Annotated in this window: 17 protein-coding genes, 1 tRNA gene and 1 pseudogene; 10 read left to right on the top strand and 9 right to left on the bottom strand. The window is 74.2% G+C overall.

Annotated features, from left to right (window positions below; translation table 11 throughout):
• Positions 1-89 precede the first annotated feature (89 nt).
• The 10 genes and pseudogenes from ACY0MR_RS06790 to ACY0MR_RS06745 all read left to right on the top strand — a co-directional run bounded on the left by ACY0MR_RS06790 (position 90) and on the right by ACY0MR_RS06745 (position 9,954).
• A complete protein-coding gene (locus ACY0MR_RS06790) occupies positions 90-1,604 on the top strand; it encodes a DUF4331 domain-containing protein (protein ID WP_473561720.1) in 1,515 nt (504 codons plus the stop codon).
• A 341-nt stretch (positions 1,605-1,945) separates the two neighbouring features.
• The gene (locus tag ACY0MR_RS06785) at positions 1,946-3,037 is read left to right on the top strand and encodes a tetratricopeptide repeat protein (RefSeq protein WP_473559762.1); all 1,092 of its coding nucleotides are present in this window, start codon (positions 1,946-1,948) and stop codon (positions 3,035-3,037) included.
• A complete protein-coding gene (locus ACY0MR_RS06780) occupies positions 3,034-4,656 on the top strand; it encodes a nickel/cobalt transporter (protein ID WP_473559760.1) in 1,623 nt (540 codons plus the stop codon). Before ACY0MR_RS06785 ends, ACY0MR_RS06780 begins: the two co-directional genes overlap by 4 nt.
• Positions 4,657-4,994: 338 nt before the next feature.
• Positions 4,995-5,396, top strand: a pseudogene (locus ACY0MR_RS06775) (MBL fold metallo-hydrolase); the annotation flags it as partial.
• A 392-nt stretch (positions 5,397-5,788) separates the two neighbouring features.
• Positions 5,789-7,726, top strand: a complete 1,938-nt coding sequence (locus tag ACY0MR_RS06770; protein ID WP_473559758.1) for a sensor histidine kinase — start codon at positions 5,789-5,791, stop codon at positions 7,724-7,726.
• Positions 7,727-7,731: 5 nt separating this feature from the next.
• Complete coding sequence (locus ACY0MR_RS06765) at positions 7,732-8,166, top strand: roadblock/LC7 domain-containing protein (RefSeq protein WP_388795645.1); 435 nt, start codon at positions 7,732-7,734, stop codon at positions 8,164-8,166.
• Complete coding sequence (locus ACY0MR_RS06760) at positions 8,163-8,540, top strand: DUF742 domain-containing protein (protein WP_361856913.1); 378 nt, start codon at positions 8,163-8,165, stop codon at positions 8,538-8,540. Before ACY0MR_RS06765 ends, ACY0MR_RS06760 begins: the two co-directional genes overlap by 4 nt.
• Positions 8,518-9,135 (top strand): GTP-binding protein, encoded by a 618-nt coding sequence (locus ACY0MR_RS06755; RefSeq protein ID WP_392864023.1) that lies wholly within the window; start codon positions 8,518-8,520, stop codon positions 9,133-9,135. The genes ACY0MR_RS06760 and ACY0MR_RS06755 overlap by 23 nt, the downstream gene beginning before the upstream one ends.
• Positions 9,132-9,689 carry a GAF domain-containing protein gene (locus tag ACY0MR_RS06750; RefSeq protein WP_473559755.1) on the top strand — a complete coding sequence of 186 codons (558 nt, stop codon included), beginning with the start codon at positions 9,132-9,134 and terminating at the stop codon, positions 9,687-9,689. The genes ACY0MR_RS06755 and ACY0MR_RS06750 overlap by 4 nt, the downstream gene beginning before the upstream one ends.
• A gap of 191 nt (positions 9,690-9,880) precedes the next feature.
• Positions 9,881-9,954: transfer RNA gene (locus ACY0MR_RS06745), tRNA-Pro, on the top strand.
• A 177-nt stretch (positions 9,955-10,131) separates the two neighbouring features.
• Here ACY0MR_RS06745 and ACY0MR_RS06740 read toward each other — a convergent pair.
• The 9 genes from ACY0MR_RS06740 to ACY0MR_RS06700 form a co-directional block, all read right to left on the bottom strand.
• Complete coding sequence (locus tag ACY0MR_RS06740) at positions 10,132-12,708, bottom strand: SpoIIE family protein phosphatase (protein WP_392864021.1); 2,577 nt, start codon at positions 12,706-12,708, stop codon at positions 10,132-10,134.
• A 380-nt stretch (positions 12,709-13,088) separates the two neighbouring features.
• Positions 13,089-14,456: a pyridoxal phosphate-dependent decarboxylase family protein gene (locus ACY0MR_RS06735; protein WP_473559753.1), complete on the bottom strand. Its 1,368-nt coding sequence runs from the start codon at positions 14,454-14,456 to the stop codon at positions 13,089-13,091.
• A gap of 169 nt (positions 14,457-14,625) precedes the next feature.
• Positions 14,626-15,726, bottom strand: coding sequence for a hypothetical protein (locus ACY0MR_RS06730; protein ID WP_473559751.1), 1,101 nt, complete (start codon positions 15,724-15,726; stop codon positions 14,626-14,628).
• 102 nt (positions 15,727-15,828) lie between these two features.
• Positions 15,829-16,353 carry a hypothetical protein gene (locus tag ACY0MR_RS06725; RefSeq protein WP_473559749.1) on the bottom strand — a complete coding sequence of 175 codons (525 nt, stop codon included), beginning with the start codon at positions 16,351-16,353 and terminating at the stop codon, positions 15,829-15,831.
• 404 nt (positions 16,354-16,757) lie between these two features.
• Positions 16,758-17,078: a hypothetical protein gene (locus ACY0MR_RS06720; RefSeq protein WP_473559747.1), complete on the bottom strand. Its 321-nt coding sequence runs from the start codon at positions 17,076-17,078 to the stop codon at positions 16,758-16,760.
• A 39-nt stretch (positions 17,079-17,117) separates the two neighbouring features.
• Positions 17,118-20,423, bottom strand: coding sequence for a CHAT domain-containing protein (locus ACY0MR_RS06715; RefSeq protein ID WP_473559745.1), 3,306 nt, complete (start codon positions 20,421-20,423; stop codon positions 17,118-17,120).
• 69 nt (positions 20,424-20,492) lie between these two features.
• Complete coding sequence (locus tag ACY0MR_RS06710; RefSeq protein WP_388795618.1) at positions 20,493-20,771, bottom strand: hypothetical protein; 279 nt, start codon at positions 20,769-20,771, stop codon at positions 20,493-20,495.
• 10 nt (positions 20,772-20,781) lie between these two features.
• Positions 20,782-22,071, bottom strand: a complete 1,290-nt coding sequence (locus ACY0MR_RS06705) for a hypothetical protein (protein WP_473559743.1) — start codon at positions 22,069-22,071, stop codon at positions 20,782-20,784.
• Positions 22,068-23,060, bottom strand: a complete 993-nt coding sequence (locus tag ACY0MR_RS06700) for a hypothetical protein (protein WP_388795613.1) — start codon at positions 23,058-23,060, stop codon at positions 22,068-22,070. Before ACY0MR_RS06700 ends, ACY0MR_RS06705 begins: the two co-directional genes overlap by 4 nt.
• Positions 23,061-23,204: the final 144 nt, after the last annotated feature.

Genomic DNA, 23,204 nt, shown 5'->3' with positions numbered 1-23,204 from the left:
CCCCTATCAGGCCGGGCTTGGTACGCACCTTGCTGGGAAGGAAGCACCTCTTCGTGAAGGCAACCTCCACAACGTCCGGCCGGCGCCGGATGCTGGACCACTCCCTGCTCGTCCTCGGCTCCGGCGCCCTCGCGACCGCCATGGCCGTCCTCGCCCTCGGCCCCGGCGTCAGTTCCGCCTCCAGCCACCGTGAGGCCCCGCTGATCGCCGGTGATCCGCGCGCCGACAACACCGACGTGTACGCGTTCACCAGCCCCGACAAGTCCGACACCGTGACCCTGGTGGCGAACTGGATCCCGTTCGAGGAGCCCAACGGCGGGCCGAACTTCTACGCCTTCGGCGAGGACCTCCGCTACAACATCAAGATCGACAACACAGGTGACGGCAACGCCGACGTCACCTACACCTGGCGGTTCAAGAACCAGATCCGCGACGACGCTAACCAGTTCCTCTACAACACCGGCCAGGTGACCACCCTCGACGACCCGGACCTGAACTTCCGGCAGGTCTACGACCTCATCGAGACCCGCGGCAAGACGAGCAGGACCCTGCTGTCCAACGTGCCCGCCGCCCCGTCGCGCGTCGGCCCCGCCTCGATGCCGAACTACGCCTCCCTGCGCGCCCAGGCCGTGCGCGGTCTGCCGGGTGGCGGGAAGGCGTTCGCCGGGCAGGCCGAGGACCCGTTCTTCGCCGACCTGCGGGTCTTCGACCTCCTCTACGGCGGGAACCTGTCCGAGCGCGGCCAGGACACCCTGGCCGGCTACAACGTCAACTCCGTCGCCCTGCAGATCCCCAAGAAGTACCTGGCGCTGAACTACACCCCGTCGCGCAATCCGGTCGTGGGCATCTGGTCGACCACCGACCGCAAGGGCGTGCAGGTCTCCGACTCGCGCACCGGGCACGGCGACAAGTGGAAGCAGGTCTCCCGCCTGGGCAACCCCCTCGTGAACGAGGTCGTCGTCCCGCTGAAGTACAAGGACGCCTTCAACACCCTCAACCCCGACCAGGACCGCACCGTCCAGCCGGTCGTCGACAAGGTCCTCGACCCGATCCTGCCCAAGCTCATCCAGCAGGTCTACGGCGTCCCCGCACCGCCCGCCCCGCGCAACGACCTCGCCGAGATCTACCTCACCGGGATCTGCAAGGCGTGCGGGCCGATCCAGGCAGACCTCAACGCCCACCGTCTCAACCGTGACGCCAACCTCCGCCGCATCGTGCCCGCGGAGGAACTGCGTCTGAACATGGCAGTCCCGCCGACCGCGAACCCGAACCGGTACGGCGTCCTCGCCGGCGACCTGGCCGGGTTCCCCAACGGACGCCGTCTGACCGACGACGTCATCGACATCTCCCTGCAGGCCGTCGAAGGCGCCGCCCAGACCGGACAGCTCATCCCGGCGCTGGCCGACGGCGACAAGGTGAACGCCAACGAGGTCCCGTTCGGCACCTCGTTCCCGTACCTGGCCCTGCCCCACACCAAGTCCGTCAACAGCGGACCGTCCGGCATGGCCAAGAGCAAGGAAAAGTCTGCGGCCTCCCTCGGCGGTGTGGGAGCCGCCCTGCTCGCGGCGGCCGGATGGCGGATGCGCCGCCGCAACCGCGCCTGATGTGACGCCACCGCACCATCAAGGCTCCCGGGGCCGGACCACGCCCGGTCCGGCCCCGGGAGCGCGTCACTCACGCAGGAAGACACCCTCCGATGACCCCTGACCCGCCCACGCCCGCCCGCGGCCGACGCCGACTGACGAAAGTCGCCGTCACCCTCGCTCTGGGAACCGCGATGTTCGCCGCCGGAGCCGTACTCATCCAACCCGCCATCCCTAACACACCCCCTTTCCCCGCCTCCGCACCTACCGGCACAGCCGCCCGGCCCGAGGCCCCGGCCGCGGCGCTCACCGCTCGCCTGGAGCGCCTGCCGGGCGACTGGAACACCTGGACGGCCCTCGGGATGGCCCGCATCGAGCAGGCCCGCACTACCGCTGACCCCGCCCTTTATGCCGCGGCCGAGAAGGCCCTGCGCCGCTCCCTCTCCTTGCAGCCTGGCGGCAACAGTGGCGCCGAGACCGGCATGGCCGCACTCGCCGCCGCCCGCCACGAGTTCACCGCCGCCCGTACCTGGGCCGAGAAGGCCATCACCAGCGACCCCTACAACCCGGCCGCGTACGGGGTCCTGGCCGACGCCCACACCCAGCTCGGCCACTACCGCGACGCCGAGCGGGCCGTGCAGAAGATGAACGACCTGCGCCCCGACGCAGCCTCCCTGGCCCGCGCCTCCTATGTGTTCGAGCTGCGCGGCAGCACCGGGCGGGCGGCGGAACTGATGCGGCGTTCCCTGACCGCGGCCACCACCGACAGCGAGCGCGCCTTCGCCCACGCCTGCCTGTCCGGCCTCGCACTCGAGGACGGCGACGCGCGCCAGGCGCTCAGCGAAGCCGAACAAGGGCTGCGAAAAGCACCGGCCGACCCCGCGCTCCTCGATGCCCGAGCACGCGCCCTCGCCGCACTCGGCCAGACGAAACAGGCACGCGCCGACTGGCAGCACGCGACGGACATCGCACCCCTGCCGCACCTCCTGCTCGCCCTCGGCGAGACGCATCAGGCTCTCGGACACGACGAACAGGCCGAATCCTCATACGCCCTGCTCAGGGCACAGGACACCCTGCGTACCTCCGCCGGCGGCTCGCCGGACACCGACGCCATCCTCTTCGAAGCCGACCACGGCAACCCCGTGCGCGCCGTGGCCATGGCCGAGCAGGCCCTGCGTACAAGGTCGTTCGTCGCCGTCCATGACGCCTACGCGTGGGCCCTGCACCGCGCCGGACGCAACGAGGAGGCCCTCGCACACGCCGACCAGGCCCTCGCGCTCGGCACCCGCAACGCCCTGTGGCACTACCACCGGGCCGCGATCCACCACGCCCTGGGCAACAAGCAGGCCGCCACCGCCGACCTGCGGTCGGCACTCGGTCAGGCTCCCGCACTCAACCCGCTGCACGCCGCCCAGGCGCGTGCCCTGTCCCAGCGAATCGGCACCCAACCATGACCCCAGCACACCGCACCGCCGTCACAGCCGCCGTCTTGCTCACCGCCGCCTGCAGCCTGACCACCCCCGCCGCAGCAGCCGCACCGGCCCATCCACTGGGCAACTTCACCGTCAACTACCACACCGGCCTCGTCCTGCACCCAGACCGCATCGACGCCACCGTCATCGTCGACCGCGCCGAGATCGCCGCCCTCCAAGAGCGCCCTCTCATCGACGCCGACCACAACAACACCCTCACCGAAGCTGAAAACGCCCGGTACGCCCGCACCACCTGCACAGCACTGGCCGACCGACTCACCCTGCGCACCCCCGCCGGACCCGCCCGATGGAGCCCCAGGGCCGCGCAGCTCACCTGGGAGCCCGGCGAAGCAGGACTCAAGACCAGCCGACTCACCTGCGCCTACACCACCGCCGCCCCACTGGAGCGCGGCGGCGCCATCAACGTCGACACGCACTACGACACCACCCGCATCGGATGGCGAGAGATCACCGCCAAGGGCATCGGACTGCGCATCACCGGAACCGATCTCCCCGCCACCTCACCCACACAGGAACTCCGCCGCTACCCGCCGGATCCCCTCGCCACAGCACTGGACCAGCGCACCGCCGAACTGCACACCACCCCCGCCGACGGCACCACCAACACCCCCACACCTGCAGCCGGTCCCGCGGGGACAAGCGCCAACCGGATCGCGAACTGGTTCGACACCCTCGTCTCCCGGCACGAACTCACCCTCCCCGTCGGCCTCCTCGCCCTCCTCCTCGCCATCGTCCTGGGGGCCTCCCACGCCCTCCTGCCCGGCCATGGCAAGACGATCATGGCGGCCTACCTCGCCGGACGCCGCGGAACCCGGCGCGATGCCGTCACCGTCGGCGCGACCGTCACCCTCACCCACACCGCGGGTGTCCTGATCCTCGGCCTCGCCCTCCCCACCGCCACCCACCTCGCGGGCGAAACCATCCTGGCCTGGCTCGGCCTGACCAGCGGACTCATCGTCACCGCCATCGGCCTATGGCTTCTGACCCGAGCCCTCCGCCACAAGCCCACCCACGGCCACCACCATCACTCCCACGGACACAGCCACCACCATCATCACCAGCACAGCCACCCTCACGAGCACGGACACGAGCACGGGGGAAGCCACCATCCGGCTCCTTCCACGGCGCCCCATACCAGCGCGCCTGAATCCGCTGCTGCCGCCACGCGCACCCTCACCGCTCCAGCCCAGGCCCCTGCCTCGCACAGAACGCACGAGCATGCGCCGTCCGAGCACACACACGCTTCTCGTCCTGCCGGGAAAGCAGGCCTGATCGGGATGGGCATCGCCGGCGGACTCGTGCCCAGCCCCTCCGCCCTCGTCGTCCTCCTCGGAGCAGTCGCGCTCGGCCGCACCGCCTTCGGCATTCTCCTCGTCCTCGCCTACGGCCTCGGCATGGCGGCCACCCTCGCCCTCGCCGGAATGCTCCTCCTCCACGTCAAACATCGCATCAAGAAGGCTGGCGACCGCCCCCGGCTGCGCTGGCTCGTAGGTACCGCCTCACGTATCGGACCGGTGGCCACCTCCGCCCTGGTCGTCGTCGTGGGGCTCGGGCTGGCCGTACGAGCTCTGGCCCCCTGAGACCGTCCCTGTTCCACCACGCTCCACGCACTGCAGAGAAGGCCCGCACGCCCCGGCGGCGACGCCCGCACCTGTCACCGATTGCACCTCATGTGGCGGGGAGCGGCGCAGCGCCTGTTGCTATACGGCGGCCAGCTCAGAGCCTGGAACGGCAGCCTGAGCGCATGATCTGAGAGAGATCGTGAACGCGATCCCCTACGTCGACCGTAGCCGAATCCCGCGCCGCTCTGGAGAGGTCGGTCCTGGGACCGATACGTCGTCTCCTTGGGCGCTTGGTCCCTCGGGGCACCGTGTGATGCCGGCCGGTTCAACGATTTCGATGTAACGCGTTGTTGACCGACATCCACATGACCCCCGCCGAGGGCATGCGGGCCCATCTCGACCTCCAGGGCGGAGCGCCCGCCGGGGTCATGCTGCCGATCCACTGGGGCACCTTCAACCTCGCCCCGCACCCGTGGGCCGAGCCGGGGGAGGGCACCGTCGAGGCCGCCGCCGGAGCCGCCCAGCGGATCGCCCTGCCGATCCCGGGCGAGCCCTTCGAGCCGGGCTCCGAACGGCTGCCCGACCACCCCTGGTGGCGCTCCGTCGCCCGGGTCCCCTCCGGCGGCTGGGCGGCACCGGCCCCCGCCGTCGGCGACGCCGGCACCGTCGCCGCGCCGGACGCGGACGCGGGTCCGTCCGCGGGCGGACCCGGCACGGACACCGGCCGGGGCACTCCGGAGGCGGCGCGGACCCCCTGAGACCACGAGCGGGCCGGACGGGTCCGCACCCCGCCCGGGGTTCCCGCCGGGCGGCATGTCCGCGGAGGGCGGAGGCGTGAGGACGCCTCCGCCCTCGCGCGTTCCCGGACCTCGCCGCGACCCCGTCCGCACCCCACGGGTTTCGGCCGAAGCCTCCCGGCCCGCGGTGGGCCCGGCGATACCGGAGCCGACCACCCACGGGTGGTTTTGCCAACTGTGCACCCCACGTGAACGGTTGACGACTACAGTGTGTGGCCGGTGATCATCGCAGGGTGACGCGCGTGTCCCGTCGCGCACCCCTCGGACCACCTCCGCGCAGTCCCCCCGTCGTCCACCTCCGCAGCTCACCCGCAGTACAGCGATTCCTGGGCACGTACGCACCAAGGACCCCCATGTCTCAACTTCGCGCACCCGCCCCGCGGTCCGAACGACGCGAGGGCGGGCGGCACGGCCGGTCAGGCACCCACCCCGCCCCCGGCCCCGGCGGCGGAACCTCCCCCCGGACCCCCGCCCCGCAGCCGGTGGAAACGCGGATACGCCCCTCACTCCTTCGTACATCCGTCCTGCCCGCCGTCGCGGTCGCCCTGGGCTGGGCCGCGGCCGTGCTCTTCACCCTCCGCTCCACCGGTGCCACCCCGACCCCCGGGCTCTGGGCCGCGCTCACCGGCGCCGCGGCGATCACCGTGGCCTCCGTGACGGCCGCCGCACTGGGCGCGGACCGGGTGGCCAGGACGGTCCTCGACCGGTGCCACGCCCTGCGCCGCGCCGGCGCCCGCCACCAGGCCGAACTGCAGACGGTCGTCGACCAGCTGCGCAGGGGCGAGGAGCCGGCGCCCCGGCCGGCCCCCGCGACCGCCGCCGCCTCCGGAGACGCGTTCGACCTGCTCTCCCAGGAGCTGGCCCGCTCCCACGAGGTCGCCGTGGCCGCCGTCGTCCAGGCCTCCAGGCTCTCCAGCAGCGCCGGCGACGAACAGAAGGTCGAGGTCTTCGTCAACCTCGCCCGACGACTCCAGTCCCTGGTGCACCGCGAGATCCAGCTCCTCGACGAGCTGGAGAACGAGGCCGAGGACCCGAAGCTGCTCAAGGGCCTGTTCCACGTCGACCACCTCGCCACCCGCATCCGCCGGCACGCCGAGAACCTCGCCGTGCTCGGCGGCGCCGTCTCGCGCCGCCAGTGGTCCCACCCCGTCACCCTGTCCGAGGTGCTGCGCTCCTCGATCGCCGAGGTCGAGCAGTACCCGCGAGTGAAGCTCGTCCCCCCGGTCGAGGGCACGCTCCGCGGCCACGCCGTGGCCGACGTCATCCACCTCCTCGCCGAACTCGTCGAGAACGCCACCCTGTTCTCCGCGCCGCACACCACCGTGCTGCTGCGCGCCCAGTACGTCACGGCCGGCCTGGCCGTCGAGGTCGAGGACCGCGGTCTCGGCATGCCCCTCACCGAGCAGAACAGGATGAACGCACTGCTCGCCGCCCCCGACCAGGTCAGCGTCGCCCATCTGCTCCAGGACGGCCGCATCGGGCTCTTCGTCGTCGCCGCCCTCGCCCGCCGCCACGGCATCGCCGTACGGCTCCAGTCCAACATCTACGGCGGCGTCCAGGCCGTGCTCGTGCTCCCGCAGGGCCTCCTCGGACCCGACCCCGACGGTCTCCCCCCGCACGAGCGCCAGGGCGCCGCTCACACCGGGCCCGCAGTGGTGCCCCCGCAGGGACGCCCGGCGGAGTCCGCCCCCACGGCCGCCGATCCCGCACCCGCGACGACCGCCCCGGTCCGCACGCCGGACCCCGCGACCACCCCGGACCGCACCCCGGACCTCACGACCGCCCCGGCCCCCGAGGCCGCCCCCGCGACCGCACCGGCACCGGGCCCCCACCCGGCGCCCGCGGCGCTGGACACCACGGCCTCCGCCGGAGCCGTACCCGACCCCGCGCCCTTCCCGGAGTGGACCGCCGTCCACCACGACCGGTCCACCGCCCCCGCACCGCTCACCCACCCCCGGACCGACGAGCCGCCCCGCGGCCCGGCGGACCCGGGCCCGACACCGGACGCCCCGGCCGCGGCGCCGCACCCACCGGGCCCGCCCGCCGACCTCCTCACACCGCTCCCGCCGTTCCCACCGGCCCCCGAGGCGGGCGGACGGCCCCTCCTCCCCAAGCGGCGCGCCCAGGAGCACCTCGTCCCGCAGCTGCGCGACGAGCCCGCGGACCGCACCGAGGAGCACACCCTGCACGACCCCGGCCTGATGGCCGCCTTCCAGCGCGGCATCGGCCTCGCCGAATCCCGACCCGCCCCCCACGAGCCGCCCCGTCCGGGCGACGCGCACAAGGAGTAGACACCATGGCGAGCCACGCGCCCACCGGCCATTCCTCCGACCTCGACTGGCTGCTGGGCGGACTGGTCCAGCGCGTCCCCTACACCCGCAACGCCGTACTGCTCTCCTCCGACGGCCTCGTGAAGTCCGTGCACGGCCTCGACCCCGACGCCGCCGACCACATGGCGGCCCTCGCCTCCGGCCTGTACTCCCTCGGCCGCAGCGCCGGCGCCCGCTTCGGCGACGGCGGCGAGGTCCGGCAGGTGGTCGTCGAACTCGACTCCACCCTGCTGTTCGTGTCCACCGCCGGCTCCGGCACCTGCCTCGCGGTCCTCGCCGGCCGCGAGGCGGACGCCGCCGTCCTCGGCTACGAGATGGCGATGCTCGTCAAGAGCGTCCGCCCCTACCTGGTCACCCCCGCCCGGCAGGCGGCCGACGCCGGGGGCGGCACCGGCCGGTGAACACGACCTCCCCCGCGGAAGGTCCCTGGCTCGACGACGCGGCCGGCCGGCTCATCCGCCCGTACACCGTCAGCGGCGGCCGGACCGAGCCGACCGCCGCCCTGGACCTGCTGTCCATGGTGATGGCGACCGGCGCGTCACCCCAGGCCCACCTGGGGCCGGAGCACGGCCTGGCCCTCGGGCTCTGCTCCGGACCCACCTCGGTGGCCGAGGTCGCCGCGCACCTGCGGCTGCCCGCGGGCGTCACCAAGGTGCTGCTCGCCGACCTCGTGGACTGCGGGGCGCTCACGGCCCGCGCCCCCCGCTTCCACACCCACCCGACCGACCGATCCCTGCTGGAGGCAGTGCTCCATGGCCTACGACAGCGGCTCTGACCGCCCCCTCCCGACCGACTCCTTCCCCACCGCGCTCAAGATCCTGGTGGCGGGCGGCTTCGGCGTGGGCAAGACCACGTTCGTGGGCGCGGTCAGCGAGATCGCACCGCTGAGCACCGAGGAACTGCTGACCTCGGTCAGCGTCGGCACCGACAGCCTGGAGGGCGTGGAGTCCAAGACCACGACCACCGTGGCCATGGACTTCGGCCGCATCACGCTCGACGACCGCCACGTCCTGTACCTCTTCGGCAGCCCCGGCCAGGAGCGCTTCTGGTTCATGTGGGACCAGCTCTCCGAGGGCGCGCTCGGCGCGGTCGTCCTGGCCGACACCCGCCGGCTCCAGGAGTGCTTCTCCGCCGTGGACTTCTTCGAGCGGCGCGGCATCCGGTTCGTCGTCGCCGTCAACGAGTTCGACGGCGCCTTCCGCTACGAGGCCGACGAGGTGCGGACCGCCCTCGACCTCGCGCCGGACGTGCCGGTCGTCCTCTGCGACGCCCGCATGGCCAGCTCCGGCATCCAGACCCTGCTCACCCTCGTCCAGTACCTCCTCACCGCCGTCCCGGCCGCCGCGCCCCGCCACGGAGGCACGCCATGACGTACGACCCCACCGGCCACCTCCTCCTGACACCCGTCGACAAGGACGCCCCGGAGCGCGCGCGGCGGCTGCGCGCACTCGGCCTCGGACAGCGGCGGGAGCCGGACTTCGACGTCTTCGCCCACCGCCTCGCGGACATGACCGGAGCCCCGGTGTCGATGGTCAACTTCATCGACGAGGAACGGCAGTTCTTCGCGGGCCTGCACACCCCCGCGGACGCGCCCGGCGCCGCCGCCCCGGTGGTCGGCCCCGTGGGCCGCTCCATGGCCCGCGACCACGGCTACTGCCCGCACGTCGTGGTGCGCCGCAGGGCCCTCGTCCTGGAGGACGTCTACGACTACCCGCGCTTCGCCGGCAACCCGGTCGTGGACGAGATCGGCATCCGCTCCTACCTGGGGGCGCCGCTCGTGGACCGCACCGGCGTCGCGCTCGGCACGGTCTGCGTGGTCGACACCGCCATCCGGCCGTGGGGACAGGCCGGACTGGAGACGATCAAGGCGATGGCGGCCGAGCTGATGGAACGGATCGACCGCCGCGCGGACCTGCGCCGCTGACCGGCCGTCCCCGGCCGGGGACGCGGCCGCCACCACCCGCCACGCCGGCCGACGGCCGTCACGGAGAGCGACCGCCACCCTCCTCCGTGCCCGCTCGGGGGCACCGGGGAAAGGGTTCGTGACCACCAGGGAAAGTGCGGTATTGTTCTCATGCGCGTCCAGCCGGGGGAAACCCCAGGTCAGACGGGCATCGGGACGTGGCGCAGCTTGGTAGCGCACTTGACTGGGGGTCAAGGGGTCGCAGGTTCAAATCCTGTCGTCCCGACTCGAAAGAGTCGTAGATCGTAGGCCGCTTCAGAGCAATCTGAAGCGGCCTACGATGCTTTTCGGCGTCTGGGGCGGGCGGCGACTCCCGCACCGGCCCTCGGGCGCCGCGCCGACCTGATCGCCCGTCCGATGCGCGCCTCCCGGCCGCTCCGGCGGTCGGCGTGACGACCGCGGTCTAGGGGAGCGCGCCGTCGGCCGCCGGCAGGGCCTGCTCGGCCCAGATCGCCTTGCCTTCCGGGGTGTACCGGGTGCCCCAGTGCTCACTGAGCTGGGCCACCAGGAACAGTCCGCGGCCTCCCTCGTCCGTGGTGGTGGCGTACCGCAGGTGCGGGGCGGTACTGCTGCCGTCCCACACCTCGCAGGTCAGGGTGCGATCGTGCAGGAGACGCACACGAACCGGCGCGGCGGCGTAGCGGATGGCGTTGGTGATGAGCTCGCTGAGGATCAGCTCCGTGGTGAACGCCAGTTCCTCCAGGCCCCACTTCTCCAGTTGCTCGGCTGCGAGGCCGCGCATCGCGCCGACCTCGCTTGGGTCGAACGGCACATCCCATTCCGCGACGCGGCTGGGGCCCAGCGTTCGTGTCCGGGCGATCAGCAGCGCGATGTCGTCGGCCGGCTGGGCGGGGAGCAGGGCGTCGAGCACCGCGCGGAGGCTGGCCCGCGGGTCTCGGTCGGGGTGGCTCAGGGCCGTGCGCAGCCTCTCCAGGCCCTCGGAGATGTCCCGGCTCCGCTCCTCGACGAGCCCGTCGGTGTACAGGACGAGCTGACTGCCCTCCGCCAGCCGCAGTTCCATCGTCTCGAACGGCATGCCTCCCAGCCCCAGCGGGGGACCGGCCGGCAGTTCCGAGATCGTCGTCGTGCCGTCCGGGGCGACCACGAGCGGTGGCACGTGTCCTGCCCGCGCCATGGTGCAGTTCCGGGAGACCGGGTCGTAGACGGCGTACAGACAGGTCGCGCCGAGGACGCCGCCGTCCGAGGGCGTGCCGTCGCCTTCCTGGTCCATGCGCTGGACGAGGTTGTCGAGACGGGCGAGGAGTTCGTCGGGCGGCAGGTCCAGGGAGGAGAAGTTGTGCACGGCCGTCCGCAGCCGCCCCATGGTGGCCGCGGCATGCAGGCCGTGCCCGACGACGTCTCCGACGACGAGGCCGACGCGGCTGCCCGACAGCGGGATCACGTCGAACCAGTCCCCGCCCACTCCCGACTGGGCGGGCTGGTAGAAGTGAGCGGCGTCCACCGCGCTCTGCTCGGGCAGATCCCGCGGCAGCAGGCTGCGCTGGAGCGTCACGGCCAGATTGTGTTCGCGCGTGTAGCGGCGCGCGTTGTCCATGGTGACCGCGGCGCGGCCGACGAGCTCCTCGGCCAGGGACAGGTCGTCCTCGTCGAACGGCTCCGGCTTCTGGGACCGCCAGAAGTTGACGATCCCGAGCACGACACCTCTGGCCTTCAGCGGCGCCGCGATGAGCGAGTGGATGCCGTAGGCGACGATCTGGGAGGTCCGCAACGGGTCCTGGGCGTGCCAGCCCGGCGCGTCGTGCAGATCGGGTACGACCTCGGTCGTGCCCGTGTCGTAGCCACGGGCCTGCGGTGTGGACGGCAGGAAGTCGATCAGCGCGCCGAGCGGGTACAACGGGTGATCGGATCGGATGCCGCTCACCGCGGTGCGCCGCATGTCGGCGCCCGGGCCGGGCTCGTCGCCCTTCAGCACCGGGTCGGCGAGGTCGACCGTGACGAAGTCCGCGAACTGGGGAACGGCGACGTCGGCCAGTTCCTCGGCGGTGCGGACCACGTCGAGGGTGGTGCCGATGTCGCCTCCGGCGTCGTACAGCAGCTTGAGGCGCTTGCGGGCCGTCTCCGCCCGGCTGCTCAGGAGCTGTATCTCGGTGGAGTCGCGGATGGTGACCGCCGAGCCCTGCGGGAGCGTGGGCCGCTGATTGACGACGAGCAGCCGGTCCCCGGCCTCCAGCACCTCGTCGGTGGCCACCCGGCCGGAGAGCAGCAGTTCCGCCATGCGGCGATCCATGCCGACCTCGTCGACGGGGCGCCCTTCGGCGTCGTCCGGCAGGCCGAGCAGCCGTCCGGCCTCGTCGTTCGCCAGGAGTAGCCGTCCTTCGCCGTCCGTGATCAGCACCCCTTCGCGGACGGAGTGGAGCACCGCGTCATGGTGCTCGTACATGCGGGTCATCTCCTGCGTGCCGAGCCCGTGGGTCTGGCGGCGCAGTCTCCGGCTGATCAGTGCCGTGCCGACGGTGGCCAGAGCCAGCCCGACGGCGATGGCGAGGAGGATCACCGGAAGCTGACGGTCGGCGATGCCGGTCACGCTGTCCACGGTCAGACCTGCCGAGACCAGGGCGACGACCTCGCCCTCGGGCGAGGTGACCGGGACGATCGCCTGGATCTCCTTGCCCAGTGGCCCCTTCACGCTCTCGGTGTACACCTCGCCGGCGAGTGAGGGCCCGATCGTGCCGACGAACTGCTCGCCGATGCGGTCCGGCTGGGGGTGGCTGTAGCGGATGCCGTTCGTGTCCATCACCACGATGAAGTCCACCCCGGCGTCCTTGCGCGTCTCCTCGGCGAGGGGCTGCAGCTCCGCGGACGGGTCCGGCGAGTTCAGCGCTTCCTGCAGGCCCAGGGAGTTCGCGAAGGTCTGCGCCACGGAGACCGACCTGTTGCGGGCCTCGCGGTCGATGTCGTAGCGCGACTGCAGCAGGAGGGCCAGGAGCGCCCCGGCGGCGAGCAGCACCACGATCGCCACCTGAAGGACGAAGACCTGTCCGGCGACGCTTCCGAATCTTCTGCCTAGGTTCGACCGCACGGGTACGCCGGGCACGAGAGACGAGACGGGCTCACAACCACAGTTGTAGCACCTCCCTCGGGCCGGGGCTCCTGTTGCGCACCGTGAGCATCCGGACCGCGACACAAGGTTCCGGGGACGGTGGGCGGGGGCAGGACGTCGATCCGTGATCGGGGGATGAGGGCGGCCGAGGGGAGGCGCACGTCCTCCCGGCTCCCGTGACGATGCCTTCGGTCCGCCGCAGGAAGGTGATGAAACCGCGCCGCAGCTGTACCGATCCTCGATCGTTCTCGGGAGCCGGTCGGAGGGGCGGCTCCCTTGCAGGGGTGCCCCGGTGGTGGTCAGGTGTCCGCTGCCGCCCGGCGGATCGCCGTGAGGGTGCGGGTCACGTCCTCCTCGGTGGTCGACCAGTTGCTCACCGAGATCCGCATCACGCGTCTGCCCTGCCAGGTGGAGCCGCTGATCCACGCCGTGCCGTCGTCGAGCAGGCGGGCGAGGATCCGGTCGGTGCGTTCGTCGGTGCCGAACGAGGCGCAGACCTGGGTGAACGCGACCGCGTTGAGGACGGTCGCGCCCTCGATGCCGGCGATACCGGCGGCGAACGCCGAGGCGTGGCCGCACAGGCGCTCGACGAGGTCGGACACGCCCGAGCGGCCGAGTGACCTGAGGGCCGCCCAGACCGTGAACGCCCGCCCGCGCCGGGACAGTTCGGGCACCTTGTCGACGGGGTCGCCGTGCTCGTGCTGGATGAGGTAGTCCCCGCGCTGGCCCATCGCCGCCCGCACCGCGGACGCGTCGCGCACGATCGCGAGGCCGCAGTCGTAGGGGACGTTCAACGTCTTGTGCGCGTCCGTCGCCCAGGAGTCCGCTTCCGCGCAGCCCGCCGTCAGCCCGGCCCGGCGCGGTGCGGCGGCCGCCCACAGACCGAAGGCGCCGTCCACGTGGACCCACGCGTCCGCCTCGCGCGCCGCGCGGACGCACGGCGCGAAGGGGTCGAAGGCGCCGGAGTGGATGTCCCCGGCCTGGAGGACGACGACCGCGGGACCCCGGCCGCCCGCCGCCAGTACCGTCCGCAGGGCCTCCGGATCCATCCGCCCCTGAGCGTCCGCCGCCACCGACTCGGGCCGTCCGAGCCCGAGATAGCGCAGGGCCAGGTCGACGGCCATGTGCCGGGACTCCCCGGCGACGACCCGCACCCGCGGGCCGCCCGCGAGGCCGTCGCGGGCGACGTCCCGGCCGGCGGCCCTCAGCACCGTGTCCCGCGCGGCGGCGAGGCACGTGAAGTTCGCCATCGTCGCGCCCGTCGTGAAGCCGACCGAGCTCTCCGCGGGAAGGCCGAGCAGATCGAGCAGCCAGTCCCCGGCGATCTCCTCCGCCGCCGCGTACGCGGGCGACACGGTCCGCATCACGGAGTTCTGGTCCCACGCGCTGACCAGCCAGTCGGCGGCGAGCGCGGCCGGTTCGGTGCCGCCGACCACGAAGCCGAAGAAGCGGCCGGCGGGGAAGGCGGTGAGACCCGGCTCGCAGGCCGTGGCCAGCAGGTCGACGACCTCGGCGGGCGGGCTGGGACCGGCGGGCAGTTCGGCGCCGAGCGCGCGCACGATCTCGTCGACCGACGCGCGGGCCGGAACATCGCGGTCCGGCAGGCTCGCCAGCCACCGGACCGCATGCGCGTACGCCCGTCGGAGCGCCGCCTCGCGCGCGTCCATACCTCGGACTATGCGACCGTCGACGCCGCCCCGCAAGCCGACCGCGCGCGGACCCGCACGGGTCCGGGCGCCTCCCGCCCGCACGGGGACCGCGCGGGCGGCGCCCCCGCGCCCGGGAGCTCCCCGCCCGTCGGCGGGATCAACTGTCGCGCCCGTCGCGCCCGTCGAGTTACCAGACGTGGAGGACGTCGTGTGCCTCCGACGGCGTCGACCAGACACCGCCCCCCAGGGCCGTCGGCTCACCGGTGACCCGTGAGGGGTACGTGATCGGGACGACGGCGCGCGCGTCCGTCGCGGCGACCAGCCAGTGACGGCCCCGCCCCCACTCCTCGTCGCACTCGGCGGTCGAGGCGACCAGCGTCGTCTCGTCGAGGAAGCCGCCGGCCCAGTCCCAGCACCGCTCCACCTCGTCCTCGTCGGCCTCCCCAGCGGCGTCCGGGTGCCGGGGGATCGCCGCCTCGGCGTTCCAGTCCAGGGCGTCCACGACCGCGCCCGCGGAGTCCCGTACGGCGAGGGAGTCCTGGTCGTGGGAGACGGTCATGAGCCGGTCGCCGGAGGGACTGAGGCCCAGCAGGCACTGGTCCTCGTCCAGGCGGTCCACCGTCAGTCCGCTCCCGTCCCAGCGGCCCCAGCGCAGCGGCGCGCCGTCCTGGCCCTCGCCGATGCTCAGCCCCATCTGGGCGGGATCGGTCGGGTGGGGGACATGGATGCTGCCGGCCGCGGCCGCCTCGGCGTCCGCGCGCCCGAGCACACGGCCGCTCCCGGCGTCGACGACGAGCCACTCGTCGACCGTGTCGGGACTCGACTCGCCCCCGGGCAGCGGACCGCGGACGTGCGCCCAGACGAGCCGGCCGTCCACGGAGAACCCGACCGAACCGCTCTCGGGGTAGCGGTGGTCCGGCCGCTCGGCGTACGCCTCGTACGAGGTGTGCGCCTCCCGGCAGGCGCCGTACCAGCAGCCGTGGCGGACCTCCCAGCGGGTCGCCCCCGACGGATCCACCGCACGCACCGCGTGCACCCCGGCGAACACGGCCAGGCCCGCGTCCGGCGCCACCTCCCAGGTGCCGCGGTCGCGGGGCCACGGTGCGGGGAAGCGGACGGACGCCCCGCGCGGGGCGAAGGAGTCGTCCAGCGGCTGGGCCACGATCTCGCCGTCGCCGCGCTGGACGAGCATCCGCCGCCCCGGCGGCCCGGTGATCTCCGGCGGCCCGGCCTCCGCGGCGGGCAGGAGGGCGGGGACGGTGGCACGGAGCCGCGCGTGGACGGACAAGCTGATCTCCCGGGGCAGTCGGACTCGGGGAAGCGTACGACGCGCCTCCGACAGCGGCCGCGGCGCGGTCCCGCGGGCGGGCCCCGAGCGCCGTCCGCCCCGTCAGGGGGCGGACGGGCAGGACGCGGCCGGAGCCAGCTGCGTGACCCGGCGCAGGTCCACCGCGAGGGGGCCCTCCGGGGTCTTGAGCTCCAGGACGCCGCCGCGGACCGCGCCCGGAGTCCCGCACACCGACTGCGTGTCGGTACGGACCCGGAGCACCGGGTCCTCGCGGGCCGGCCCGTACCAGGTGGTCGCCACGGCGGCGGCCAGCAGCACGGTGTGCAGCAGGACGAGGAGCCGTCCTGCGCGCAGGTCCCGCAGGGCGGCCAGGGCCTCCTCGTGGTCGAGGGCCACCGGGTCGACGGGTCCGGTCGCGGGCAGGACCCGGGGCACCCCGTGGGCGGCCCGGAGCAGCAGCCAGGCACCGGCGCCGCCCGCGGTCAGCGACGCGGCCAGCAGGAGCCCCGCGGCGATGCCGGCCGGGCGGGCCAGCTGTCCGACGTCCGACCGCCCGGTGATCAGGGTGAAGCCGGTGAGGGCGAGCAGCAGACCGGCGAGGCCGTTCCGCCAGGCGGTGGCGGCCATCCTGACCCTGCGCAACTCGCCGTTCGGACCGAGCTGTTCGGCGAGGAACTCGGCCCGCCGGAGATCCGCCGCCGTGGCCGCGGGTCCCGGCCGCAGCCGCGGCCCCGGGACCGGTGGTGTGCTGTTCCCCGGGCCTGGTGGTGGTCCGCTGCCGGGGTTTGGTGGTGTGCTGTTCCCCGGGCCTGGTGGTGGTCCGCTGCCGGGGTTTGGTGGTGTGCTGTTCCCCGGGCCCGGTTGCGGTCCGCTGCCTGTGCCCGGCGGCGGCCCACTCCCCGGGCTTGGCGGTGCGCTGGCCCGGACCGGTGGCGCCCCGCTTCCCGGGCCCGGTGCCGGTCCGTTCCCCGGGACCGGCGGCCGTCCGCCGCCCGCGGTCCGCCCGGCGCCGGGGCCGCCGGGCGGCGAGGTCATCGGCGTACCTCCTCGATCATGAGGTTCCAATAGGCCCCGCATCCCGTGCGGTTGGTTGGGCGCTGCGGATGCGGCTCCTCGCAGTCGCACACCACCGTCACCAGGCCGGGCCCGGTGGTCTCACGGCTGCGTACGGTCTCCGCGACGGCCGGCGGCGAGATCCACGCCCCGCACCGGGGGCAGGGCCCGGTGAGGCGCACGACCCCGCCGGGCCCCCGGTCCACGGCGAACGTGCGGGCCGCGGTGTCCGCGTAACCGGCCTCCGTGACACGGAGGAACGGCAGGGACGGCCCCGCCTGGGGATGCTGCGACGGCATGGTGCTCCTCTCGTCGGCGCCACCGGCCGCGGTGGCGGCTCAGGGGCCGATGTGGACGAAGTGGGCCCAGGGGCGCGGGTCGACGGGCAGGATGTCCCGCCAGCGCAGGACCGCCTCGTGCAGGGCCTCGTGCACCGGACGGCCGGCCACCAGCCCCGCGTAGACGGCGTGGACGATCTGGCCGGAGACGGCGTCGTCCGCCTGGTACACGGCCGCCACCACGTCGTGCCAGCCGGCCGTGCGCAGCCCCGTCGCGAGGGTCAGGGACTCGTCGGCGACGCGCCCGCCCCCGCGAAACGTGTCGCAGGCGGACAGGAACGCCAGCCGTGCGGGGGTCCGCCGGGCCCGGCTGAGGTCCGCGAGGGAGACCTCCTCCCCGTGCAGGACCAGGCCCGCCGCCGAGGGGTCGTCCACCGTCTGGGCGCCGTGGCAGGCGAAGTGCGCCCAGGAGCAGGCGTCCAGGCCCCGCAGGACGGAGTCGCGGTCGGCCCGGACGCCCGACAGGCGCAGGGCCTCCGGGAAGAGGTCCTCCAGCAGGTCCGCCTCCGCCTCGGCGCCCGGCAGGTCACGCGGGTGGGGAAGGTCGCCGACGTCGACCACGAGCAGCCCGCGCCCGGACGGCGGCAGCACCGACCGGACCCCCGGAGCCGCGCCGTCGTCCCTGACCGAGTCCAGGGAGGGGCTGTACGAGGACACCGCACGGTCCATCACCGTCCGCGGCGCGGTGTGGTGCCGGGTGGTGTGGAGCCCCGCGGCGTGCAGCGGCAGGAACGTCAGGGGCCCGGTGGGGCTCCAGACGATCCGCGGCGCGTCCCGGCCGTCGGGTGCCCGGTCCGGTACGCCGAAGGCGTCGAGGACGGGCCCCGCGACCGCCTCGTACAGCCAGGCGAGGGTGTCGGCGGCCACGTCGGCGGGCAGTTCGCCGCCCGCGGGGGAGCCGGGCCGCTCGCCGGCGGGGTCGCCGGCCTCGGGGGACTCCACCGCGTCGAGGAACCGCCGCGTGTGTCCGGAGACCTCGTCCAGCGTCGTCGCGAGCGGCAGCGAGGTGACCGCGCCGCCGCGGACCAGCAGGGCGTGACAGCCGTAGACGCTGACGTTGAGCACGGCCAGGTCCGGCCCGTTCCCGGGGACACCCGCGAACGGCGGGACCCGCAGGAACTGCTCCCGTCCCGGCAGCGCGCGCACCCGGGCCACCAGGTCGTCCCACCGGCGGGCGAGCGCCATGTGGCGGTCCACCTCCGGGCCGCGCATCCGCGTGTCCGGCCCGTCGCCGTCCCGGGGCGCGGGCAGGAAGCGGCCGGTGCCGCCGCCGCGCCGCATGGCCTCCCGGGTCTCCTCCAGGTCCCTGACCAGGTCCGGGTGTTCCTCCCGCAGGGCCGTCAGATCGGCCCGGAAGTGGAGGACCTGCCGCCACAGCACGCTGCGGCCCCGTTCGAGGAGGGTCAGGGCCTCCCGCGGCCGGTCCGCGCGGATCGCGCAGGCGGCCGCGTCGGAGGCCAGCCCGGCCAGCCCTTCGAGGACGTTCTCCCGGCTGGACCAGCCCGTCCCGTGCCACGCGAGCTGGGGCAGCAGCGCGACCGCCCCCGTCAACGCGTCGGTCGCCTCGGACCAGTCATCCAGCCCGGCGGCCGTCTTGGCCCGGAGCCTGGCGTCCTGCACCCGGGCCTCGGGAGTCAGCAGGGGGCTCGCCGCGGTGACCTTCCAGAGGGCCATCGCCTGCCGCAGGCCGGCGGGGTCGCCGTCCCGGCGGGCCTGGTCCGTCAGGAGTGTGGCGTACAGCCGCAGGGCCGCGAGCCGGTCGTGCTCTCCGGCACCCTCGTTCAGGACGGCGGCACCGCTGAGGGCCAGGGCGTCCGTCAGGTCCTGCGGGTCGCCGGTCAGCCGGTACCGCGTGCGGAGTGCGTCGGAGAGGTCCACCGCGCGGGCCACGGCGTCGAAGGCGTCGGGGTCGGTCAGGGACACGAGCCGGCGGCGTACGGAGACCACCGCGTCGATGTCGGCCCGCCGGGACCGCGTGGACGCGGGGGCGCTCCGGGCGGCCGCCCGCATCCGGAAGCGGGCCAGCTGCGTCAGGCACTCCACCTCGTCGCTGCTGTAGATGTGGGGGAGCGAGAGCATCCGCTGTGCCGTCGCGGTCGCCGCTTCGAGGTCCGCCGGGTCGCCGAAGGCGTCGTAGCGGGCGAAGTGCGCGTCCGCCAGGAGCTTCAGGAGGTCGGGCAGTTCCGGATCGCCCTCCGCCGGGACGGCGGCGGCACGCCGCAGCACGTCCACGGCCTCCGTGAAGTCCGCCGCCTCGCGGAGGAGGTCGCCGCGCCGGACGAGGGCCGCTCCGAGCGCGCCCGCGGAGTAGGCGTCGGTGTGCGCCGAGAGGTGGCCGCCCGACCAGTCGCCCGGGATGGCGGCCTGGCGGGCGAGCGGGACCGCTTCGTGCAGCGGCTCGTGTCCCCCGGTGTACTCGTGGACCATCAGCAGGGCCAATACCAGGTTGGAGCGGCGCTGCGGCAGCCGGCTGTCCGCCGGACCGGTCGCCGTGAGGACCTTCCGGAACTGGTCCACGGCGGCGACGAGGAGGTCCGGGTCGCCCTGGGCGTGGTACGCGGCCTGGAGGGTCCCGCCCAGGTTGGTGAGGGCGATGGCCAGGCCCGGGTGGGACACCGGCAGCTCGCCGAGCGCAAGGACCAGGGTGTCGAACGAGTCCTTCAGGTCGCTTGCTGTACCGGTCTGGTGGTACCGGTACCGCAGCGTCACGCCGAGGTTGACCCGCATCATCGCGCGGACCGGCCCCGGATCGACCGGGAGGTCGCGCGGCTCGGGGAGGGTCTCGACGGCCGTACGCACGTGTTCGACGGCCCGGTCCAGGAGGCCGCCCTCGCCGGTCTGCCGGAAGAGGGCGAGCTCCGCCAGCCCGCGGAGGCCGTACGCCTGCGCCTCGAACAGCTGCTGGTGGCCCGCGTCCAGGGCGGTCGGCGGCCGCGGTTCGTCCAGGGCCTGGAGCACCTGCCCCAGGGCCGCGGTGTCTCCGCGCGCGTTGCCCAGCATGTACCACGCCTGTGCGCGGATGTTCAGGATGTACGGCGCCAGCCGGAGCTCACCCGGCGGGGCCTCCGGGATCAGGCCGGCCAGCTCGCACGCGACCTCCAGGTCCTGCGGGGACCGGCCGGCCCACTCGAAGCGGAGGACCAGCAGTTCGGCCCCCATGGCGAGCCTCAGCCGGCGCCGCTCGTGGCCGGCCGGGGTGTGGTCCACCAGCGTCACGGCGAGTTCGGTCGCCCGGTCCAGCACGGCGACGTCGCCGAGGGCCTCGGCGCGCTGCCGGATCTGCCAGACCAGCATCTCCTGGGACATGGCCTTGTCCTCACTCCAGCGGCTCTCGCCCACCGGCGTCCTCCGTCCCTTCGCGCCGGGGGATCCCGCTCATCGCAGACCGCCGTGACAGAGCATCTCGACGACCTTGAAGGTGCCGTAGAAGCGCATCATCCGGGCGCGGGCCTGGAGGTCGAAGTGGGTGGTCGCGTGGGTGATGAGGGCCTCCTCCAGACGGGCCCGCTCGTCGGCCGGGCTGGCCTCCGCGTACCGGGCGACCATCGCGTGGGCCGTGTCGTCGTCGGCGCGCAGCCAGCTCTCGACCAGCGCCGCGTAGGTGGCGTGCTGGACGAACTGCATGCCCTTGTCGAACAGGTTTCCCCAGTCCATGTTCTTCTCCTCATCGTGCGGACGGTGCGGACGGTGCGGGCAGATGTGCGGTCGCCTCCGCGGCGAGTGCGGCCTGGATCTCGGGCAGGGCCTCCCGGAGGAGGGCCAGCGGGCCCGGTTCGGCGACGAGGACCCGGGTCGCCTCGCCGAGGAGGACCGGCACCGCGTCGGTGGTGAGCAGGGCGGCCCAGGTCGTGTACGCGCCGCCGTCGCGGTGCAGGGCGACCAGCCACCGCGGGCCCGGGGTGCCCGCTGCCCGGCCCCGTGCGCGCGCGTGCTCCCGGGCGCGGTCCCGGTCCACCCAGCGGGCCGCCGCCACGGTCGCGGACCGTACGGCCTCGGGGACGGCGCCGAGTTCGGCGAGCATCAGGGCGTGCACGAACCACAGGTTCCGCACGTCCGGATCGCGGTCCCCGAGGGTGCGGTCGCCCCGCGCGAGCAGGGCCTGGCTCCGCCGTACGGCTTCGACCCGGTCCCCGCGCAGCCACAGGGAGTGGACCCGCCGTGCGGCGGCGAGGAAGTCGCTGAGCGGGTCGCGCCGGGCCGTCAGCGAGGCCACGACCACCAGGGCCGCGCCCGCCGCCGTCAGGAAGCCGCCGGGGCCGAGGGACACGTCGAGCGGCGCGCCCTCCCAGGTGGCGGGGTCGGGATCGGATACCAGGGCCGTCACGGTCCACAGGAGGGCGGCGAGGCCGGCGGCCGCCCCGCTGATCCGCTGGCGGACGCCGCACCAGCCGAGGTACCAGGCGAGCACCGCCGGGAGGGCGAGGAGCAGCAGCAGGAGGGAGACGCGGGCGTCGCCGCCCGCCCAGCCCAGGGTCGTGCCCAGGCCGACGACGCCGACGGTGGGATGGGCGCCCGCGGGGACGAGGTCGGCGTCCGGGCCGGCGGTCCACGGCAGCAGGCAGCCCCCGGCGCCGAGCAGCACGCCGGCCAGGGTGAGGGTCGCCACGGCCCTGTCCCCGGGGCGCTTCCAGGACCGCCGTCGGCGCGGCTTCGGGTTCGTCGGCGGCGGGGCCTCCGTGGCCCCGGCGGCTCCCGCCGCTGCGCCGGTCCGAGGGCCCTGCCCGGGGACGGCCGGGTACGGGCGGGGCGCCTGCGGCCGCCCGGGGACGGGTGGTGCGGGAGCCACGGTGGCGGAGTCGGTCGTCGGGGCGGCGGTGCTCGTGGGGTCGGAGGGGCCGCCGGTGTGGGGCGCCGAGCCGCGGTCGCCCGCGGGAACCGCGGGAGCGGTCGGTCCGGAGGGCGGTGTCGAGGAGTCCGACGGGTCGACGGGCCCGGGCAGGCGGGAGTCGCTCATGCCGCCCACCGGCCCAGCGGCTCGATCAGGGTGAGGATGCCGAGGAGCACCACGGCGGGCACCGCGAACACGGCCGCCGTACAGGCCAGGGCCGAGGCCGGCGCCCGTCCGGCCGACCGCAGGTGCCGGGCGAGCCGGAACAGCTGCCAGGGCACGAGCGCCATCAGCAGCGCCGCCACCGCCATGTCGCGCACCGGGGCGCCGCCGACCACGTACAGCGGGGGCAGCGGGAAGTGCTGGACCAGCGACCACGAGCCGTAGCCCGTGGTCGTTCCCAGGGCCACGCCGATCAGCGCGGTCAGCGCCGCCGCCGACGGCAGCAGGACCGTCAGGGCCGGCCGGACCGCCCCGGCACCGGAGCCGGACAGGCGCCGGCCCTTCCACCGGCGGCCCCAGGTCACCCCGGCCAGCACCACGGCGGCCACGGCGCAGCCGCCCGCCAGCGAGCCGCCGAAGGCGGCCGCCCCGATCCGCTGGCTCGGCCGTGAGGCGATCAGCAGCTCGGTGCCCGGCCGCTGCCCCGTGCCGATCCGCAGGGCGTACCGGCCGGCCTCGATCCGCTTGCCGTTCTCCACGATCCGGCCCTGCCGCAGCCGTCCGGCCCCGTCCCGGACGGCATACGCGATGCCGTTCGCGACGTCGTACCGGTAGATGAGGTGGGGCGGCTTCGCGCCCTTCCTCTCCGGGATCAGTGCGATGCGCGGCCCGACGAGCTCGGGCAGGGCGGACCCGGCCGGTCCGTCCGCGTACAGGGCGTACTCCCCGGTCCTCGGCACGGTCAGCACCTGGCCCGGGACCGCCGGGACACGGTCGGCGTGGCGCAGCTCGTCCTCCCAGGTCCCCATGAAGCGGTTCTCCGCGCCGATCAGGACGACCCCCGCCAGGCACCACAGGGCCATCGCGAGGGCGTATCCGGCGCGGGTCGGGCCCAGGGAGACGGAGGTGCCGCCCAGCAGGCGCTCCTGGAGCCGCGCCGCGAGCCGGCGCACTACCCCGCCCGCGGAGGAACGGCCGTCCCCCGATGGGCGTAGATCTGCGGAATCCCCGGTACGGAGCGCCCAACTTGGTAGTCTTTCAACCAAGTTGAGCGGCGGCAGGACGATGCTGCCTGTCCCGGCAGCGCCCCTGTCGTG

It is taken from the genome of Streptomyces sp. JN8 (genome assembly GCF_055808075.1).
This window is presented reverse-complemented; position numbering and strand designations above follow the sequence as displayed.

What these genes read in the sequence shown, in the direction of transcription:
- ACY0MR_RS06735 (WP_473559753.1), bottom strand. Translation starts at nt 14,456, where the DNA reads ATGGACGCGCGCGAGGCGGCGCTCCGACGGGCGTACGCGCATGCGGTC.
- ACY0MR_RS06710 (WP_388795618.1), bottom strand. Translation starts at nt 20,771, where the DNA reads ATGGACTGGGGAAACCTGTTCGACAAGGGCATGCAGTTCGTCCAGCAC.
- ACY0MR_RS06785 (WP_473559762.1), top strand. Translation starts at nt 1,946, where the DNA reads ATGGCCCGCATCGAGCAGGCCCGCACTACCGCTGACCCCGCCCTTTAT.
- ACY0MR_RS06725 (WP_473559749.1), bottom strand. Translation starts at nt 16,353, where the DNA reads ATGGCCGCCACCGCCTGGCGGAACGGCCTCGCCGGTCTGCTGCTCGCC.
- ACY0MR_RS06780 (WP_473559760.1), top strand. Translation starts at nt 3,034, where the DNA reads ATGACCCCAGCACACCGCACCGCCGTCACAGCCGCCGTCTTGCTCACC.
- ACY0MR_RS06770 (WP_473559758.1), top strand. Translation starts at nt 5,789, where the DNA reads ATGTCTCAACTTCGCGCACCCGCCCCGCGGTCCGAACGACGCGAGGGC.
- ACY0MR_RS06705 (WP_473559743.1), bottom strand. Translation starts at nt 22,071, where the DNA reads ATGAGCGACTCCCGCCTGCCCGGGCCCGTCGACCCGTCGGACTCCTCG.
- ACY0MR_RS06765 (WP_388795645.1), top strand. Translation starts at nt 7,732, where the DNA reads ATGGCGAGCCACGCGCCCACCGGCCATTCCTCCGACCTCGACTGGCTG.
- ACY0MR_RS06720 (WP_473559747.1), bottom strand. Translation starts at nt 17,078, where the DNA reads ATGCCGTCGCAGCATCCCCAGGCGGGGCCGTCCCTGCCGTTCCTCCGT.
- ACY0MR_RS06790 (WP_473561720.1), top strand. Translation starts at nt 90, where the DNA reads ATGCTGGACCACTCCCTGCTCGTCCTCGGCTCCGGCGCCCTCGCGACC.
- ACY0MR_RS06755 (WP_392864023.1), top strand. Translation starts at nt 8,518, where the DNA reads ATGGCCTACGACAGCGGCTCTGACCGCCCCCTCCCGACCGACTCCTTC.
- ACY0MR_RS06750 (WP_473559755.1), top strand. Translation starts at nt 9,132, where the DNA reads ATGACGTACGACCCCACCGGCCACCTCCTCCTGACACCCGTCGACAAG.
- ACY0MR_RS06715 (WP_473559745.1), bottom strand. Translation starts at nt 20,423, where the DNA reads ATGTCCCAGGAGATGCTGGTCTGGCAGATCCGGCAGCGCGCCGAGGCC.